Source organism: Clostridium sp. MCC345 (assembly GCF_018785345.1).
Taxonomy (GTDB): Bacteria; Bacillota; Clostridia; order Lachnospirales; family Anaerotignaceae; genus Anaerotignum_A; species Anaerotignum_A faecicola.
The window spans coordinates 85063-101485 of the sequence record NZ_WQPP01000023.1; the positions used below are offsets into that span (position 1 = coordinate 85063).

Genomic DNA, 16423 nt, shown 5'->3' on the forward strand with positions numbered 1-16423 from the left:
GTAGTATCGTTTTTATGAGACTGCACTTGTCACACCTCCGTCTTCATAATTCTGCATCTTTGCAGTGGAAATTTCCTTCCACATCTGATATTGAATTTTTGTATATTTTTCTTCCTCATCAATCGTTTCATCCAGCACACGGAGAGCTAAAATGCCATCCTGCATGGCTAAAATCATGGTTACATAGTTTTCCAGATCTATGCTTTTGAGGATTTCTCCTCTTTTCTGTCCTCTTTCCAGAATTTCATAGAGCAGTCCGCTCTTCTTTTTGTTGAATTCCTTAAAATATTCCTCCACCTCCGGAAATTTCTTCATCCCTTCATAAAGCAGGAAATAGAAATTCCGAAAGGCAATCTTTTTGCCGATTTTTTTCTGATAATTCGCAAAGCGCTGGGGCAGGAAAAACCCCTTCCACAGCAGCTCCGCCGTTGGCGTTTCCGCTCTGCTTTTTTCCCATGCCTGCTGCATTTCCTCTGTCTGACGAGAGAAAAAGGGTCTGATATATTTTTCCACCACCTGCTGATCCAGATCGTCTCGGCTTTTGAAGGAATAGTAAAAACCGCCCTTCGTCAGCCCTGCCGCACGAATCAGCTCATTTGTGGAGACCTCGGAAAAACCCTTTTCCAAAAACAACAAAAAGGCAATTTCCAAAATCTCATTTTCTGTTTTCAAATAGGATTCCTCCTCTCTGTTCTCTTTCTTTTTCTCAGATTTTTATGCCTGCGGCTTAACAAAAACTGCCGCCGTCTTCCTTTCACGAAAAAATCAGACCAGTCGGTCTGTACTATTTTATTATATGACTCTGCCCAAAAAATTCAATATTTTTGCCCGTTAAAATCCCGTTAAAGTTGTATACAAACAGGCAAAATAGACACTCGCGGAATGGAAATGCGGCAGTACAAATGCCGATTTGCCAAGGCAAAATGTTGGCATAGGTGCGGGCAAGAAAAAGCAACAGTGCTCCGCACTGATTGGGCGCAGATGCGCAAAAATAGAATGGTTCGCCAACATTAGCGGTTCGCCCGTTTGGAACCTTCTCGGCAAAACAAAGCATTCCACCCTTACTTTTTATGCTAAAAAGTAACAAAAACTTGGAACCCGTTTCGCAATGGGTTCCAAACCTCCGCAACCGAGGAAAGGGACACAAGGTTTCCCTTTCCAAACCCTTCCCCGTAGGTCGGAAACGACATAGATAAAAGCGGCGCAGATGCGCCTGCAACTATTTTATGCAACTATATTGCGTTTTTCGGAAAAATTCAAGATAGCCTGCCCGAAGGATGAAACAGCAAGCCATGCCGAAAAGGCACTTTATACTGCCCGAAGGGACTTGTGGGGAGGGGATATCCAAGGGGAACATTGTTCCTCTTGGACCTCCTGTGGGGGTCCGGGACCCATTGAGGAGGGGTCCCGGGTTTTTTGTTACTTTTTAGCATAAAAAGTAAGAACGAAATTCTTTATTTCGCCAAAAGAGTTCCAAACGGGTGAACCTCTTATCTTCACCAAACGGATTCTTGGCTCGAATGAGCCCATTCAGTGCAAAGCACTGCTAACATCTTGGCGCGGCTGCGCCCCATCGCCGCCAACCCAAAAAGGGCAGTCACAGAATCCTCTGCAACTGCCCTTTTCTTTTTATTCCTTTATTCTGCTTTTGTGACCTCTGCGATTTTTTCCAGCTGATGTGCGATAATCTTATTGCCTGTCTTAATGCAAACCAAATTCACACGATTCAGCCCGATAAATTCCCCAACAATCACATTCTGCTGTATTGTTGTAATCCGAATCTGCATCCCTCTTTTGAATTCCTTGCCCTTGAACGAAAGCACATCGATCGGAAACAGCTCCTTACAACGGTCAATCGCGCGCTTATCGAAGGTCTGAATTACATAGGTTTTTTCTTTGTTTTTCCCGCTTTCCTTGCGGCGCTGAAAAACGCGGTAAATATAGGTCAGGACATACGCCATCCCTGCCGCAAATAAATACTCTCTCCAGCTTAATGCAGCAAAGCCTTCCAATAATCTTTCCATCTGAAAAACCTCCTTTCCGTTGTCCGCCAAAGCGGCAGCAATCGTTTATTTTTTCAGAATCTGATAAATCTCTCGTTTAGACACCCCTCTGTCCTTCGCCGCCTGCTTCATGGCATCCTTCTCGCTCATGCCCTCGGCAACGTATTTTGCGACATGTTCTTCTACAGAAATGCTTTCCCAGCCTTCCCGCTCCGCCTGCCGCTGTGCCTCTAAAGAAAAGCCCTCGCAGACCAGAACGAATTCGCCCTTCGGAGGATTTTCGGAAAAATACCGCAGATGCTCGCCAATCGTTGCCCTGCGTACCTCCTCAAATTTCTTCGTCAGTTCTCGGACAGCCGCCACTTCTCTGCTTTCGCCGAACAGCTCCGCCAATTCCGCAAGTGTATCCGTCAGGCGATGCGGTGCCTCATAGAAAATCATCGTGCGATGCTCCCGCTCCAGCGTTTTCAGAATGGCTCTCCGCTCCTTTTTATCGGGCGGCAAAAAGCCCTCGAACACAAAGCGTCTGGTATCCAGACCGGAAAGCACCAATGCCACCACAGCCGCCGATGCACCGGGCGCAACCGTCACAGGCACACCTGCCGCATAGCAAAGCTTGACCAAATCCGCCCCCGGATCGGAAATGCCGGGCATGCCCGCATCCGTCACCAGTGCGATGCTTTCCCCTGCCAGAAGCCGCTCCACCAGAACAGGCCCCTTTGTGACCTTATTATGCTCATGGTAACTTGTCATGGGTGTTTTAATCTCGAAATGATTCAGTAATTTTAAGGTATTGCGCGTATCCTCCGCCGCAATCACATCCACGCGTTCCATCAGCTTGAGCACCCGCAGGGTGATATCCTCCAGATTGCCGATGGGCGTGGCACAAAGATACAATGTTCCTGCCATAGCCTGCCATAAACAAACGCCTTACGCCTGTCCCTTTCCGTAATAAATCTCTACAATTTCCTCGGTATATTCCTGCGGTGCCTGATAAATCACCAGAGGTGCATCCACCTTCACCATGGGCTTGCCGCCCCTTGCCGCCTCCACCAGAACCATGGTCGGCTCCTTATCGGCGTAGGGCTGCACGAAACGAATCCGCTTCGGCTCCAGCCTATACTGCCGCAGAAGCACCATGATATCCGTCAGGCGGTGCGGTCTGTGAATCATATAAAACCGCCCCAGCGGTCGGAGCAGTCGTGCCGCCGCCGCAACCACATCCTCCAAGGAGCATAAAATCTCATGCCTTGCGATTGCCTTTGCCGCAAAGGGGTTCACCAAGCCGCCACCCTCATTCATATAGGGCGGATTGGATGTCACCACATCAAACGAGGATGCCCCGAACAGCTGCACCGCTTCCTTGATATCCCCCTCTTTGATGGAAACCCGTTCCTCCAGCTCATTCAAAAGCACACTGCGGTTTGCCATTTCCGCACTCTCCGTCTGAATTTCCAGACCGGTAAAATGCTTTCCTTCTGTTTTTGCCGCCAGAAGAATCGGAATAATGCCTGTGCCTGTGCCTAAATCCAGTACATTCTCGCCCTTTTTTACCTTCGCAAAGCCGCTGAGAATGACTGCATCCACGCCAAAGCAGAAGCGCTTCGGGTCCTGAATAATCAGATGCCCGTCCCGATGCAAATCATCCACTCTCTCATGGGGATGGATGGTAATATCATTCCTCATGATGCTTTTCGCCCTCCGGATTCTGCTTGCGCTTCTTCTTGGAGCGAATCAGCTTGATTTCATCCACATGATAGAACCCGATGGTCGGGGGATCGTTCTCCGCCTTTCTGACCGCCGCCTTTACCTGCTGCATCAGCACATTTGTGGTGAGAATTTCACCTGTACCGTCGGGCGTGGAAATAATATCCCCCACGCGGGGCAGCTTTTTATTGAGTTCCTCATAAACATCCTCTTCATATTTCAGACAACACATCAATCTGCCACAGATACCGCTGATTTTTGTGGGATTGAGGGAAAGATTCTGCTCCTTCGCCATCTTAATGGATACAGGCTGAAAATCTCCCAGAAAGCTTGCACAGCAAAGCGGTCTGCCACAGATGCCGATGCCGTTGAGCATTTTTGCTTCATCCCTTACGCCAATCTGGCGCAGCTCGATACGCATGCGGAATACCGCCGCCAGTTCCTTTACCAGCTCACGGAAATCCACACGCCCGTCAGAGGTGAAATAGAAAATCAGCTTATTTCTGTCAAACGTCATCTCCACATCCACCAGCTTCATATCCAGACCCAGACGGGAGATTTTTTCCAGACAAATCCCAAAAGCCTCTGTTTCCTTCTTATGGTTCTGCTCTACGGATTTTGTATCCTCCTCTGTTGCTCTGCGCATCACCTGCTTCAGCGGCGGAACAATGGCCTCCTCCGGCACAAAGCTGTTGCCCTTGATGACTGTGCCGTATTCAATTCCTCTCGCCGTTTCCACGATAGCGCCGTCTTCCTTTTCCAGTTTGATGCCAGCAGGGTCAAAATAATACATCTTCCCTGCCTTCTTGAACCGAATTCCAACTACTTCTATCATTTACCAGTCTCCTTTAAATCCATCAGCATGACTTCCATCGTCAGCCGAAAATTTGCATTCTGTGCCAGACGCATTCGTGCGGTTCTGACTGCGGCTGCCTTCTTCGCCAGAAGTGCCGCAGGCTCCTTCGCCGCCCGAAAGATGGCATCCTTTTTATCTCTTTGTATGAGGTATCCTTCCTCCCGCAGGCTTTTTGCCGTCAGCAGGTCGCGATACCATAATTCCATAATATCCAGAAAACGCAAATCGTTTTTATAGCCCTCCAGATCCTTCGCAAGCAGATAGGCATCCCCCTCGCTCATGGAGGGCAGTGCTTCTAATTTGCCCAGAATATCCTGCCGCATTTCCCGAAAGCCCTCATCCTCGACAAGCTCCAGCGCCTGCCCGATTCTCCCTTGGGCATACGCCGAAAGGATGTGGCTTTCCTCTGCCAAATGACCTGCCTGCATGAGGTAATCCGCAATCGTTTCCGCCGAAAGCGGACGAATTTTCATCACCACCACACGGGAAAGAATCGTCGGCAGAAATGTCTCGGCACGCTCCGCCAGAAGCAGAAATACCACATGGGCAGGCGGCTCCTCAAGCGTTTTTAGAAGCGCATTCTGGCTCTGGATATTCAAGGTATCCGCCTTTTCGATGATATAAATTTTCTTTTCATACTGAAACGGCTTTAAATCCACCGTTTCCAGAAGCTGCTCGCGCACATCCTCAATCGTGTAGGTTTTCCCGTTTTTCAACGGCTGAAAATAAATCACGTCAGGGTGGTTGCCATGATTGAAGGCATGGCAGCTTTTGCAGCTGTCGCAGGGGCGTTTTTCGCCTTCGCATTGCAGCGCCTTCGCAAAGGTGTTCGCAATCAGCCGCTTGCCTGCCCCTGCGCCGCCCAGGAAAAGATAGGCATGGGAGCTTCTTCCGCTCGCGGCAGAACGCCTAAGCTGCTCCACCAAAGGGGTATTCCCTCGGATTTCCTCAAATGTATACAAATCCGCCGCTCCTTTCCTTGGATTTTTCCGGAATCAATATTTGTGGAACTGCGCCACATCCAGTACAAATACCGTTGCACCGCCGACCTTTACCTCAATGGGTGCCAGAATCAGCCCATGCATCGCACCGCAGGAGGAGGGCAGTGTCGCATACTGGGTACGCGCCTTGCTGTTTTCCTCGATGATCTTCAGCGCGCCTTCTACCTTTTCATCCTCCACGCCTGTCATAATGGTGGTGTTGCCTGCGCGCAGGAAGCCACCCTTTGTGGAAAGTCTCGTTACCTGAAATTTTGCTTCGTTCAGATGAGAGATTACTTCGCTCGCATCCTCGTCCTGAATAATCGCAATGATGAGTTTCATAAAAACCCCTCCTTATTTTTGTGGCGCAAAGCCAAATACTCTGTCTAACGCTTTTCGGATATCCGCAAAGACAGCCTCGGCAGGTCTGTCCGCATCAATATCCGCAATTCTTGTGCTGTTTTCCTTCGCAAGCTGCAAATAGCCTGCATACACCGCTTCATGAAATGCCGCCTTTTCCTGCTCCAGACGGTCAAGCACATGCCCGTCCTGTCGGTTTTTCCGCGCCATCCCCGCCGCAGGGGTGATGTTCAGAAAAATCGTCAGATCCGGCTCCACGCCGCCTGTCGCAATGCGGTTTACCTCTGCCACCATATCCCCAAGACCTCTGCCGAAGCCCTGATAGGCAATGCTGGAATCGGTGAAACGGTCAGAAAGCACCGTCTTTCCTGCTCTGAGTGCAGGAAGAATTTTTTCCTCAACGTGTTGTGCGCGCGCCGCCGCATACAGCAGCATTTCCGCACGCCCCGTCAAGTCCCTGTTGGCAGGGTCAAGAATCATCTCTCGGATTTTTTCTGCCATCGGCGTACCGCCCGGCTCTCTGGTCAGAAGGACTTCCTGCCCCATCTCTGTCAGATATGCCTCTATTTTCTGCATCTGTGTGGATTTGCCGCTGCCATCGCCGCCCTCCACGGAAATAAAATAGCCTTTCATCATACACCTCTGCGTAAAAATCATAAAAACCCTTGCCCGCCGCAGGCGAGAACCCGAAAAATGGGTATACGCTTGCTAATTGTATATTATAGCATATCCATCATAAGGACGCAAAGAAATTGCATGGAAATTCCTGCTGCGGCGGCAAAATTTACGATGAAAAATCAGCCCTTCAATCAAGTTGAAGGGCTTGTAAAAAATACGATATTCTATTTTTCCGTTTGCTCTAAATGCTTCAAATGCTCTGTTAAAACTAAATTGATATATTGCGAAAAAGAACGCTGTTGCTCCTCCGATAATTCCTTCACTCTTTTTACAATGTCTTCATCCAGCGTAACGCTGACCTTCTGTTTCAGTGGTCTCATCTTTCCTCACCTCTAACCAAACAATACTACATCCTCGCCCTTAGTATTGACTATTCGCCTAAAGTAGGATAAAGTAGTATGATAAAACAGAGGTGATTTTATGTCGGATTTCTCTTTCAATTTGAAAAAATATCGAAAACGGAAAAATTTATCACAATGCAAACTAGCAAAGACTCTGCACTATGGCTGTACTGCCATCGCAAATTATGAATCCGGCAGAAACGAACCTTCTATTGATTCTCTGATTAAATTGGCAGAAGCTTTAGATGTAACCATTGATGAATTGGTCGGCATAAAACAAAAATCAGATGAACTGCATCTGCTTTCCGCTTTTAAAAAATTGGATAACCGTAAAAAACAAACCGTGTTGTGCCTCGTTGATGCCCTTCTGTCTCCATAAGATAAAAGGTCTTTTTTTGTCCGCCCACAGGGAATTCTTCGATGAAATATTTTAAATGCAACGCATTTTCCTATTTCAGAGAAGATTTCCCGAAGGTTGCGGACGTTGACAGACCCATAAATTCTGGGTATTCTGAAAAAACAAATAGGAGGATACCCACATGAATACCATTACCGCAATCAGAAACCGCATCTTGCAGCTTTGCGAGGAACGTAACCTTACCATCAATAAACTGGCAACGATTTCTGCCGTTTCCCCTTCTTCTCTGAAAAGTATCCTCTACGGAAATAGCAATAACCCAAAAATCCTCACACTGAAAATGCTCTGCGATGGTCTGGATATTACCCTTGCAGAATTTTTCGATACCCCAGAGTTTAATACACTGGAACAGGAAATTAAATAATCGTCCGCCCACAGGGAATTCTTCGATGAAATATTTTAAATGCAACGCATTTCCTATTTCAGAGAAGATTTCCCGAAGGTTGCATTATATCCGCACGAAGGAAATTCTTTCCCGAAATATTTAAAATACGAAGTATTTCTTTTTTCGGGGAAGATTTTCCGAGGTCAGCGGACTATTTAACTTCTCGTCCGCTCGCAGAGAATTCTTTTTCAAAATATTTAAAATGCGTAGCGTTTGCCTTTTTTGAAAAAGATTTCTCAAGAATAGCGGACGTTTTATCCCTTCCCCTCAAATATCATTCATAAAATCCCCTCCCCTTCATATATTTGCATAGAGACAAAGTGTGGATTTGTTTGGCATTTTTGCAAAAGAAGGATACTTGATTCAGAATAGGAGGGTTTTTATGCCGTTGACATTGGCAAAGGAAACAATGGATATGAACTGGAAGGACGCTGCCGCAAGCGGTTCCTCTCAAATTCTTCTGGAAGGAGATATGATCGTCCCCGACAGTAAGCCGGATCTGCAGGAAATCCTGCGCTGTCAGGGAAACGTGAAAATCAGAGAAAAACGCGTCACCGATGACCGCATTTCCTTTTCGGGCGATCTGGAAATCTCTGTGCTCTATCGGGCAAAAAACGGCGAGCGTCCGCTGTATGCCATGCAGGCAAGCCTGCCCCTTGAGGATTTTTTACATATCGACGGTCTGGAAAAGGATATGGAAACCTCCCTTGATGCTGTCCCGGAGCATCTGGACTGCCAGATTATCAATGATAGAAAAATCGGCGTGAAGGCTGTCCTTGGCGTGACCGCAACAGGCGAGCGTCAAAATCATACAGAAATTTTGAGCGGTATCAGCGGTGAGGGCATTGAATGTCTGCAAGGCATACTGCGGATGGAGCAGAACACCGCTCCCCTGAAAGACCGCTTCACCGTCAAGGAGGAAATCACCCTGCCCTCCGCCAAGCCCGAAATTGCAGATGTCCTCTGGCAGACCATCGACCTCACAGAGCAGGATATTCGCGCCATGGATGGTAAGGTAATGGTGCGCGGCAATCTGCGTATTTGTATGCTGTATTGCGATACCGAGGGCAATCTCGGCAGCTTCTGCGAAAAAATCCCTTTTAGCGGCTATCTGGAGGGGGAAGGCATCGAGCCGAAAACCGAATTGACCGGCACTTTGCAGATTGAGGATGCAAAGCTGACCCCTACCGTAGATGAAGACGGCGAGGCAAGACAGCTTGCAGTCGATGTCGCTGTCAGCGCCGCCTTGCAGGGCAGAGAAACCGTTGAACGGGAAATCCTGCAGGATGCCTATGCCCCGGCAGGCACAGTCACACTCGAAAAGGAAACCGTCACCTACCCCGTCACCGTCGGCAGCGGAAAAAACCAATTTTCTCTGAAGGAACGGATTCACTTAGAGGAAAGCGAAAAGCCTCTGCTCCGCGCAGAGGAGGTTTGGGGCGAGGTGCGCCTTTCCGAAGCACGCACCACCACAGATGCCGTAGAAGCCGATGGCGTTCTGACCGTCAGCCTGCTGTATCACTGCGAGAATGACGAAACACCGCTCTGTATGCTGGAACGCGGGATTCCCTTCGGGCAAATGATGGAGCTGCGTGGCGTGGCTGAGGGCGATGCCGCCGCTGTGCAGCTGCGTCTGGATGATCTGGATTTTCAGATGCTTTCCGAGCAGGAGGGCGAACTGCGTGCCGCCGTCACCATGGAAGCCGTTGTCCTGCGAGACGAAACGGCGGAAATCGTGAAGGATATCACGCCGGAGGAGGAAGCAGCCCCCTCCCCCATGGCAGGTGCGGTGATTTATATGGTACAGCCGGGGGATACGCTCTGGAAAATTGCCAAGCGCTACCGCACAACAGTGGAGAATATTCTCGCGGTCAATGAAATCGAAAACCCCGATCTTATTTATCCCGGGCAGAAGCTGCTCATCATCAAACAGATTCATTAAAAAAATCGGGCTTGTTGTCTGTATTTTGCAGACAGCAGGCCTTTTTTCTTGCAGAAAAGCATTCTTTTGCCTTATGGTATAAAAAAACTATTTTTTCAGAAATGAAACCTTTTTCGACTTTTCGGGATATATAAGAGTGTAAGGCGCTTTACAAATCCTTTTACACTTACAAAAGAAAGTAGGTTTGAAATGGCAGAGGAAGAAAAGCTGCTCATGCGGCTCAAAAATAGAAAAAGAAATGCAATCGACGAAGCAATCGAGGTCTATACCCCCTATCTCAGCACGGTTCTTTATAATATGCTCGGGAACCGACTGCCGAAGGAGGATATCGAGGAAATCCTATCAGATGTGTTTGTAACGCTCTGGAAGAACGCAGATACCATTGATTTGGAAAAGGGTACGCTGCGTGCCTACCTCGCCGCGGTTGCCCGAAACTTCGCATTAAAGAAATTAAATAAGCAGAGAGACTACACCAGCCTTGACGAAATTGAGCTTCCCGACGAAGCCGCAGTTTTGGAGGAGAACACAGCAGACAGTGTTGTCTGGGATGCCGTTATGAGCTTAGGGGAACCGGATAATGAAATCTTTGTGCGGTATTATAAATTCGGTGAAAAAATCCGAGAAATCGCAAAGGCGACCGGCGTAAACCCATCTACCGTAAAAACCAAGCTTTCCAGAGGAAAACGAAAACTGAAAGAAATTTTATTACATGCGGAGGGACTGTTATGAAGCAAAAAAACGACTTGTTTGAAGAATTAAATATCAATCCAAAGAACAGGGATGTTTGCAGTCCGTTTGCCGTTGATATACAGGCAATCAAACGGAATGTCAACCGGACACTCGATTCCGCATATACAGAAAGGAAGACTGTCATTATGAAATCCAAAAAGAAAACAGCATGTATCGCCCTTGCTGCAACACTGGCGCTCAGTGTAACGGCGTTTGCCGCAAACGGACTGGTATCCAACTGGTTCAGCTCCTCTTCTTCCTTCGCGGATTATAAAACCCTGCCAACAGCACAGCAGGTGAAGAAGGATATCGGCTATACCCCCATTCTGATTGACAACTTTGCAAACGGCTATGCCTTCCAGGATGGAAACATCATCAACAATAATCTGACGGATGAAAACGGCAATTCCATCGAAAAATTCAAATCCGTTTCCTTTGACTATGAAAAGGACGGCGACATTGTTATCTTTGCACAGGATAAATACAATTCTCAGGCGGAATTGCAGGGCAGTGTCGCAAAAACTGTCGGAGATACCGATATTTACTACTACAGCTACACAAATAAGGTTGTTCCTGCCGATTATGAACTGACGGATGCAGATAAAGCTGCCAAAGCAAACGGCGATCTGGTATTCAGCTATGGCTCTGCGGAAGTGGAACTGAACGAGATACAGAGTGCTACCTTCGTAAAGGACGGCATGCAGTATCAGTTATTGCAGATTAACGGCAAACTGAGCGGAGATGAACTTGTAAAAATGGCGGAAGAACTTGTAGCTTAAGTCGAAAACGGGGCTTGTACAAAAAGAAGCGGTGAAACGAGGGAGTGTTTCACCGCTTCTTTTATTCTGAAAAGGAGGACCTTGTCTTTTTCCCACTCATCTCCGCAAGCATAGCGCCGCCTAAGATGCATCCCACGCCCAGAAGCCGCAGGAGACTCATCCCCTCCCGCAGCAGCACTGCCGAAAGCACCACAGCCGAAAACGTCTCCAGATAGCCCAAAACCGCAATGCTCTGCAATGCCTATCAGTCTCTTTTGCAGCAGGCAGGGGATGTAAAGGAGCTTACCGCAGGGCTGATTCGCATCGGAACCTTTTCCAGTGTTGCAACACATTGGCTCCCCAGTATCATCAGGGAATTTCAGAAGGATTATCCCAATATCGAATATGAATTTCTTCTGGGGGATTATCGCGAAATTGAAGCATGGATTCAGGAAGGGCGGGTAGACTGCGGCTTTCTCTGCCTGCCCGTCCGTCCCGATTTGGATACGATTTTTCTGGAACGGGATGATTTTCTTGCTACCCTCCCTACAGCACACCCCTTAGCGCAGGCGGAGCGCATCTTTCTTGATGCCCTCTGCAAAGAGCCGTTTCTGATGCTGGAGAAGGACAAAAATGCCGAAATTGCCGATTTTTTCCGCAGAGAAGGTCTTTCGCCCAATGTCCGTTTTACTACTTGGGATGATTACGCCATTCTCTCCATTGCGGAAAGCGGTCTTGGGGTCAGCCTTCTGCCTCGTCTGATTTTGAAGCGGATTCCCTATCAGGTGGCGGTAAGAGAAACCGTTCCCTCCTTCCATCGAGATATCGTCCTTGCCCTGCGCGACAGAAAAACTGCTCCGCTTGCCGTCAGACGGTTTCTGGAATATCTCCCCCATCGCTAAAAATTTTTCTGTGCAAAAAAGCATTGCCGGAGCATTTCTCCGACAATGCTTTTTATGTTATGTTTACCGAATCCTTCCCAAAGGGAACAGGCGGAAAAACACCTTCCCCTTCAAGTCCTCACAGGGAATTGCACCCATGTTGCGGCTGTCAAAGCTTTCCCCACGGTTATCCCCCATCACAAATACCGTTCCCCTCGGCACAGTCATATCCACCAGACCGTCCGTTCTGCCGTGGATATATTCCTCCTGCAATCTTGCTCCGTTCACCTCCACACCGCCATCCGCCAGAATCCGGATGTGGTCGCCCTCTGTGGCAATGATGCGTTTTACCACCGTTTTTCCCCCGTCCGCATCATAATAATGGAACATCACAATATCGCCCGTTTCATATTTTTCCTGCATCGTCGCAAAGCGGCTCATCAGCACGATTTCCCCATCCTTCATGGTCGATTCCATGGAGCTGCCCGAAATCCGCATAGGCCAGCAGAAGAAAAACAGAATCACAATAATCACAGCCGCCTGCAGGATGGCTTTTCCCCATTCTTGTAAATGCACGTTCATTCCTTCACAACCTTCGGCGGCGAAGCTGTTTTATGTAACCCCCGCCCAAGGGCAGGGAAACGATTGGGGCTTCCCCCAGATTGAAACAAATTCGCCAAAATTCTCTATATTAGTATAAAAGATTCAGCCGAAAGACGCAAGGGACTTTCCGATGGAAAATTACGGTTATGACTCGCTCGGCTCAATTCTTTTTCGCAAAACGCCAAGCAGGAGCATCCCGACCAGCGCCCCCAGAATAACCGCTGCCAGAAAGCCGAAGGGATGACTGATGACGGGCAGAACGAAAATGCCGCCATGCGGTGCGCGCAGTCCGCAGCCAAAAAACATGCTCAATCCCCCTGCCACCGCAGAGCCGATAATACAGGCAGGCAGAACGCGCAGAGGGTCAGCTGCCGCAAAGGGAATCGCCCCCTCCGTAATAAAGCATGCCCCCATAATCAGATTTGCCACGCCGGACTGCCGTTCCTTTTCGCTGAATTTATCCCGGAAGGCGAATACTGCCAGTGCCAACGCCAACGGCGGCACCATGCCGCCTGCCATAACCGCCGCCATAATCTGAAATTCATTACTCGCAAGAGATGCCGTACCGAATACATACGCCGCCTTATTGATCGGACCGCCCATATCCACGCTCATCATACCACCCAGAAGAACCCCAAGCAGTACACGGCTACCGGTGCCAAGCCGCGCCAGAAGCCCGTAAAGCGCTTCATTCAGCCATGCCACAGGCGGATTGATAATCAGCTGAATCAATAACCCCATCAGGAGAATCCCGAAAACAGGGTAGAGCAGAATGGACTTGATTCCCTCCAGAGAACGCGGCAGCTTATCAAAGAGCTTCTTCAGCAGCAGAATCAGATACCCTGCCGCAAAGCCTGCCAGAAGCGCCCCCAGAAAGCCACTGCCGCCCTCCTTCGCCAGAAAGCCGCCCACAAAGCCGGGTGCAAGCGCAGGTCGGTCTGCAATCCCCATCGCGATATAGCCTGCCAGAATCGGGAGCATAAAGCCAAACGCCGCATCCCCGATTGCCTTGAAAAAGGCAGCCTGCGGCAGGTTGGAGCCGAAATTGGCAGGATTCAGGCTGTAATCATCCAAAAGGAACGCAACCGCAATCAGAATACCGCCGCCGATGACAAACGGAAGCATGTGCGAAACGCCGTTCATCAGATCACGATAGACCTTCTTCCCTCTGCCGCGGACTTCCTCTCTGCCGTCCGCCATTTCCACATCCTTACCCTCGCCGTAAACAGGTGCTTCGCCCTGCAAAATCTTCCCAAGCAGCACCTCCGGCTTGCGAATCCCGTCCGCAACAGGCACCTGCAAGACCCTTTTTCCATAAAACCGCTGCATCTCCACATTTTTATCCGCCGCAACAATAATTCCCTTCGCCGCTCGGATTTCCTTCGCCGTCAGCACATTTTTCGCACCGCCGCTCCCGTTGGTTTCCACCTTAATGGTAATGCCCATCTCGCGCGCCTTGTTTTCCAGACTTTCCGCCGCCATGAAGGTATGCGCAATCCCCGTCGGGCAGGCAGTCACCGCCAGAACGTCATAATCATATTCCTGCTTTTCCGCAGTCTCCGCAAAGCGTTTTTCCTCCTCTATGCTTAAAATATGCAGAAATTCTGCCGCATCCTTTGCCGCAGTCAGCCTTTTGCGAAAATCCTCATCCATCAGCATGGCGGCAAGCCGTTCCAATACCTCCAGATGCAGCTCCGCCCCCTCCTCAGGCACCGCAATCATAAATAATAAATGCACCGGCGCACCGTCCGCACTCGCGAAATCCACGCCCTGTGGCACAACCATCGCCGCCAACGCCGCCCGTTTCACCGCACTGCTTTTGCCATGTGGAATGGCAATGCCCTCACCGATGCCTGTGGTAGAAAGGCGTTCTCTCTCTAAAATTGCCTGCTTGAATTTCTTTTTATCCTCTAAACTGCCGCTTTTCGCCAGCAGCTCCACCATCTGCCCGATGGCATCCGCCTTATCCTGTGGCTTTCTGCCAAGAGCAATGCTTTCTTTTTGCAACAACTCCGAAATTCTCATCGAAAATACATCCTTTCTTAACATTCCTCACGAATGATATTGATGGTTTCGTCATATAATCTCCGAATTTCTTCCCCCGTTGCCAAGGTTTCACAGAATGCACTCGCACTGCCTGCCGCAACACCCCATTGTAGCGCCTCACAGTAGTTGCCCGTTTTCACCCATCCTGCCACAAAGCCGCCCACCATAGAGTCCCCCGCTCCAACAGCATTGACTAGCTTTCCTCTCGGGGCTTCGCCGAATAAAATCTCCCCCTCCGCCGTCAGAAGGATTGCCCCCTCCGCCGCCAGAGAAATCAGCACATTTTTCGCCCCCATCTCCTGCAGGCGTTTTCCCTGTGCAATGATTTCCTCGCGCGTGAATAAACGTCTTTCCGCCAGCTCCTCCAATTCCTGAAGGTTCGGCTTAATAAGAAACGGCTCATACCGCAGAGTTTTCAGCAGCGCCTCCCCCGTCGCATCCACAACCGTATCAATCTCACGCCCCTTCAATAAATCCAGGATTCTTTCATAAAAATCCTGTGGCAGCGAGAGCGGTACGCTGCCCGAAATAATCAGAATATCTCCTTTCTGCAGGGTGCTTATCTTCTCAAAAAGCGCCTGCACCGCCGCCTGATCTACCGCAGGGCCACTGCCGTTGATTTCGCTGCCTTCCTGCCCCTTCAGCTTCACATTGATACGGCTGAAACCCTTTTCCAAACGGACAAAATCCGTCCGACAGCCGCGCCGTCGCAAATCCTTCTCAATAAAATCACCCGTAAAGCCTGCCAGAAATCCCAGCGCACGATTACTTACACCTAGATTCTGCAAAATCATAGCGACGTTGATACCCTTGCCGCCCGAAAAAACCGCCTCATTCAGCGCACGGTTTACCATCCCTAGGTGAAATTCGCCCAGTTGCACCACATAATCCACCGAAGGATTCACCGTTACCGTATAAATCAAAGTCATCCCTCCGTTTCGTAAGCTTCGTAAATTGTTGTTAGTATATCCGGATTTTACAGAATTATCAATCCATCCGCTGATTCGTAGCTGCATTTCCCTACTTTTTCACGTTATACCGAAAAAAGGGTCGAAACAATTTTGATTGTTTCGACCCTTTCTTTACATCTGCTTACGCACCGTCCGGTATTCATCCTCCAAACGGTAATAGGGACAGCCGCCTTGAAAGCTGTCCGTGAGAAATTTTTCCATTTCATCCTCATCCAGATTCACTTCGCAGAAATATTCCTCAAATTCCTCGTCATATCCAAAATACATACAGGTTTCGCAATTTGACTGCATAGAATTTCCCCCGTTCCTCTTTCTGTATTTTTCCTCGCTGTTCGCAATAAAAAGACCCTCACCGCATTTCGCAGGAGGGATACTTTTTTGCATAAAAAAAGTGGAAGTTACAGGGCTCGAACCTGTGACCCTCTGCTTGTAAGGCAGATGCTCTCCCAGCTGAGCTAAACTTCCACAAAACGACTCAGATGGGGCTCGAACCCACGACCTCCGGCGTGACAGGCCGGCGCTCTAACCAACTGAGCTACTGAGCCATATTAAAAATAGCGAATCGTTTTTCTTTTAAAAAAATGGCAGGGGCAGAAGGATTCGAACCCTCGACATTTGGTTTTGGAGACCAACGCTCTACCAGCTGAACTATACCCCTGTATAACGGCCTCCCACTTGGGTGGGATTACACCTTCAAAACTGAATACAAACTTAGCAATCCTTGAGTAATCTTTTTTTGGTCAAGCCCTCGATCTATTAGTATTG

Annotated in this window: 20 protein-coding genes and 3 tRNA genes; 6 read left to right on the plus strand and 17 right to left on the minus strand. The window is 49.0% G+C overall.

What is annotated here, in order from left to right:
- Positions 1–12: 12 nt before the first annotated feature.
- From GPK49_RS06320 to GPK49_RS06360, 9 genes are all read right to left on the minus strand, one after another.
- Positions 13–672, minus strand: coding sequence for a TetR/AcrR family transcriptional regulator (locus tag GPK49_RS06320; RefSeq protein WP_215677056.1), 660 nt, complete (start codon positions 670–672; stop codon positions 13–15).
- A gap of 965 nt (positions 673–1637) precedes the next feature.
- Complete coding sequence (locus tag GPK49_RS06325) at positions 1638–2024, minus strand: hypothetical protein (protein WP_215677057.1); 387 nt, start codon at positions 2022–2024, stop codon at positions 1638–1640.
- A gap of 45 nt (positions 2025–2069) precedes the next feature.
- Positions 2070–2912: a 16S rRNA (cytidine(1402)-2'-O)-methyltransferase gene (gene rsmI / locus GPK49_RS06330; protein ID WP_118581158.1), complete on the minus strand. Its 843-nt coding sequence runs from the start codon at positions 2910–2912 to the stop codon at positions 2070–2072.
- Between the two features lie 21 nt (positions 2913–2933).
- A complete protein-coding gene (locus GPK49_RS06335; protein WP_118581161.1) occupies positions 2934–3689 on the minus strand; it encodes a tRNA1(Val) (adenine(37)-N6)-methyltransferase in 756 nt (251 codons plus the stop codon).
- Entirely contained in the window at positions 3679–4545 is an 867-nt protein-coding gene (locus tag GPK49_RS06340; RefSeq protein WP_118581164.1) for a PSP1 domain-containing protein, read from the minus strand. The genes GPK49_RS06335 and GPK49_RS06340 overlap by 11 nt, the downstream gene beginning before the upstream one ends.
- Positions 4542–5528 carry a DNA polymerase III subunit gene (locus tag GPK49_RS06345; protein WP_215677058.1) on the minus strand — a complete coding sequence of 329 codons (987 nt, stop codon included), beginning with the start codon at positions 5526–5528 and terminating at the stop codon, positions 4542–4544. The genes GPK49_RS06340 and GPK49_RS06345 overlap by 4 nt, the downstream gene beginning before the upstream one ends.
- 33 nt (positions 5529–5561) lie before the next feature.
- Positions 5562–5888: a cyclic-di-AMP receptor gene (locus GPK49_RS06350; RefSeq protein ID WP_215677059.1), complete on the minus strand. Its 327-nt coding sequence runs from the start codon at positions 5886–5888 to the stop codon at positions 5562–5564.
- A 12-nt stretch (positions 5889–5900) separates the two neighbouring features.
- The gene (tmk, locus tag GPK49_RS06355; RefSeq protein WP_318283858.1) at positions 5901–6539 is read right to left on the minus strand and encodes a dTMP kinase; all 639 of its coding nucleotides are present in this window, start codon (positions 6537–6539) and stop codon (positions 5901–5903) included.
- Positions 6540–6748: 209 nt separating this feature from the next.
- Positions 6749–6904, minus strand: a complete 156-nt coding sequence (locus GPK49_RS06360) for a ribbon-helix-helix domain-containing protein (RefSeq protein ID WP_016407015.1) — start codon at positions 6902–6904, stop codon at positions 6749–6751.
- 100 nt (positions 6905–7004) lie between these two features.
- On the opposite strand from GPK49_RS06360, the gene GPK49_RS06365 reads away from it, so the two are divergent.
- The 5 genes from GPK49_RS06365 (at position 7005) to GPK49_RS06385 (ending at position 11178) form a co-directional block, all read left to right on the plus strand.
- A complete protein-coding gene (locus GPK49_RS06365; protein ID WP_016407014.1) occupies positions 7005–7304 on the plus strand; it encodes a helix-turn-helix domain-containing protein in 300 nt (99 codons plus the stop codon).
- Positions 7305–7464: 160 nt separating this feature from the next.
- Positions 7465–7707: a helix-turn-helix domain-containing protein gene (locus tag GPK49_RS06370; protein WP_118581173.1), complete on the plus strand. Its 243-nt coding sequence runs from the start codon at positions 7465–7467 to the stop codon at positions 7705–7707.
- A gap of 403 nt (positions 7708–8110) precedes the next feature.
- Positions 8111–9670, plus strand: a complete 1560-nt coding sequence (locus tag GPK49_RS06375) for a DUF3794 and LysM peptidoglycan-binding domain-containing protein (protein WP_215677061.1) — start codon at positions 8111–8113, stop codon at positions 9668–9670.
- Between the two features lie 189 nt (positions 9671–9859).
- Positions 9860–10399, plus strand: coding sequence for an RNA polymerase sigma factor (locus tag GPK49_RS06380; RefSeq protein ID WP_215677062.1), 540 nt, complete (start codon positions 9860–9862; stop codon positions 10397–10399).
- Positions 10396–11178 carry a hypothetical protein gene (locus tag GPK49_RS06385; protein ID WP_215677063.1) on the plus strand — a complete coding sequence of 261 codons (783 nt, stop codon included), beginning with the start codon at positions 10396–10398 and terminating at the stop codon, positions 11176–11178. Before GPK49_RS06380 ends, GPK49_RS06385 begins: the two co-directional genes overlap by 4 nt.
- A gap of 61 nt (positions 11179–11239) precedes the next feature.
- On the opposite strand, the gene GPK49_RS06390 is transcribed toward GPK49_RS06385, so the two are convergent.
- Positions 11240–11416, minus strand: coding sequence for a hypothetical protein (locus GPK49_RS06390; RefSeq protein WP_215677064.1), 177 nt, complete (start codon positions 11414–11416; stop codon positions 11240–11242).
- Between GPK49_RS06390 and GPK49_RS06395 the strand changes: the two genes are divergently transcribed.
- Positions 11406–12059: a LysR family transcriptional regulator substrate-binding protein gene (locus tag GPK49_RS06395; RefSeq protein WP_215677065.1), complete on the plus strand. Its 654-nt coding sequence runs from the start codon at positions 11406–11408 to the stop codon at positions 12057–12059. The genes GPK49_RS06390 and GPK49_RS06395 overlap by 11 nt on opposite strands.
- A 63-nt stretch (positions 12060–12122) precedes the next feature.
- On the opposite strand, the gene lepB is transcribed toward GPK49_RS06395, so the two are convergent.
- From lepB to GPK49_RS06430, 7 genes are all read right to left on the minus strand, one after another.
- Positions 12123–12620, minus strand: coding sequence for a signal peptidase I (gene lepB, locus GPK49_RS06400; RefSeq protein WP_118581191.1), 498 nt, complete (start codon positions 12618–12620; stop codon positions 12123–12125).
- Positions 12621–12785: 165 nt separating this feature from the next.
- Complete coding sequence (locus GPK49_RS06405; RefSeq protein WP_215677066.1) at positions 12786–14666, minus strand: PTS fructose transporter subunit IIABC; 1881 nt, start codon at positions 14664–14666, stop codon at positions 12786–12788.
- Between the two features lie 17 nt (positions 14667–14683).
- Positions 14684–15610 (minus strand): 1-phosphofructokinase, encoded by a 927-nt coding sequence (gene pfkB, locus GPK49_RS06410; RefSeq protein WP_016406613.1) that lies wholly within the window; start codon positions 15608–15610, stop codon positions 14684–14686.
- 159 nt (positions 15611–15769) lie between these two features.
- Positions 15770–15949: a DUF6472 family protein gene (locus tag GPK49_RS06415; RefSeq protein WP_016406614.1), complete on the minus strand. Its 180-nt coding sequence runs from the start codon at positions 15947–15949 to the stop codon at positions 15770–15772.
- Between the two features lie 101 nt (positions 15950–16050).
- Positions 16051–16123, minus strand: a tRNA-Val gene (locus GPK49_RS06420).
- Positions 16124–16129: 6 nt separating this feature from the next.
- Positions 16130–16203, minus strand: a tRNA-Asp gene (locus GPK49_RS06425).
- Positions 16204–16240: 37 nt separating this feature from the next.
- A tRNA-Trp gene (locus tag GPK49_RS06430) sits at positions 16241–16316 on the minus strand.
- Positions 16317–16423: the final 107 nt, after the last annotated feature.

What these genes read in the sequence shown, in the direction of transcription:
- GPK49_RS06325 (WP_215677057.1), bottom strand. Translation starts at nt 2,024, where the DNA reads ATGGAAAGATTATTGGAAGGCTTTGCTGCATTAAGCTGGAGAGAGTAT.
- rsmI (WP_118581158.1), bottom strand. Translation starts at nt 2,912, where the DNA reads ATGGCAGGAACATTGTATCTTTGTGCCACGCCCATCGGCAATCTGGAG.
- GPK49_RS06335 (WP_118581161.1), bottom strand. Translation starts at nt 3,689, where the DNA reads ATGAGGAATGATATTACCATCCATCCCCATGAGAGAGTGGATGATTTG.
- GPK49_RS06340 (WP_118581164.1), bottom strand. Translation starts at nt 4,545, where the DNA reads ATGATAGAAGTAGTTGGAATTCGGTTCAAGAAGGCAGGGAAGATGTAT.
- GPK49_RS06350 (WP_215677059.1), bottom strand. Translation starts at nt 5,888, where the DNA reads ATGAAACTCATCATTGCGATTATTCAGGACGAGGATGCGAGCGAAGTA.
- tmk (WP_318283858.1), bottom strand. Translation starts at nt 6,539, where the DNA reads ATGAAAGGCTATTTTATTTCCGTGGAGGGCGGCGATGGCAGCGGCAAA.
- GPK49_RS06360 (WP_016407015.1), bottom strand. Translation starts at nt 6,904, where the DNA reads ATGAGACCACTGAAACAGAAGGTCAGCGTTACGCTGGATGAAGACATT.
- GPK49_RS06365 (WP_016407014.1), top strand. Translation starts at nt 7,005, where the DNA reads ATGTCGGATTTCTCTTTCAATTTGAAAAAATATCGAAAACGGAAAAAT.
- GPK49_RS06370 (WP_118581173.1), top strand. Translation starts at nt 7,465, where the DNA reads ATGAATACCATTACCGCAATCAGAAACCGCATCTTGCAGCTTTGCGAG.
- GPK49_RS06375 (WP_215677061.1), top strand. Translation starts at nt 8,111, where the DNA reads ATGCCGTTGACATTGGCAAAGGAAACAATGGATATGAACTGGAAGGAC.
- GPK49_RS06380 (WP_215677062.1), top strand. Translation starts at nt 9,860, where the DNA reads ATGGCAGAGGAAGAAAAGCTGCTCATGCGGCTCAAAAATAGAAAAAGA.
- GPK49_RS06385 (WP_215677063.1), top strand. Translation starts at nt 10,396, where the DNA reads ATGAAGCAAAAAAACGACTTGTTTGAAGAATTAAATATCAATCCAAAG.
- GPK49_RS06395 (WP_215677065.1), top strand. Translation starts at nt 11,406, where the DNA reads ATGCTCTGCAATGCCTATCAGTCTCTTTTGCAGCAGGCAGGGGATGTA.
- lepB (WP_118581191.1), bottom strand. Translation starts at nt 12,620, where the DNA reads ATGAACGTGCATTTACAAGAATGGGGAAAAGCCATCCTGCAGGCGGCT.
- GPK49_RS06405 (WP_215677066.1), bottom strand. Translation starts at nt 14,666, where the DNA reads ATGAGAATTTCGGAGTTGTTGCAAAAAGAAAGCATTGCTCTTGGCAGA.
- GPK49_RS06415 (WP_016406614.1), bottom strand. Translation starts at nt 15,949, where the DNA reads ATGCAGTCAAATTGCGAAACCTGTATGTATTTTGGATATGACGAGGAA.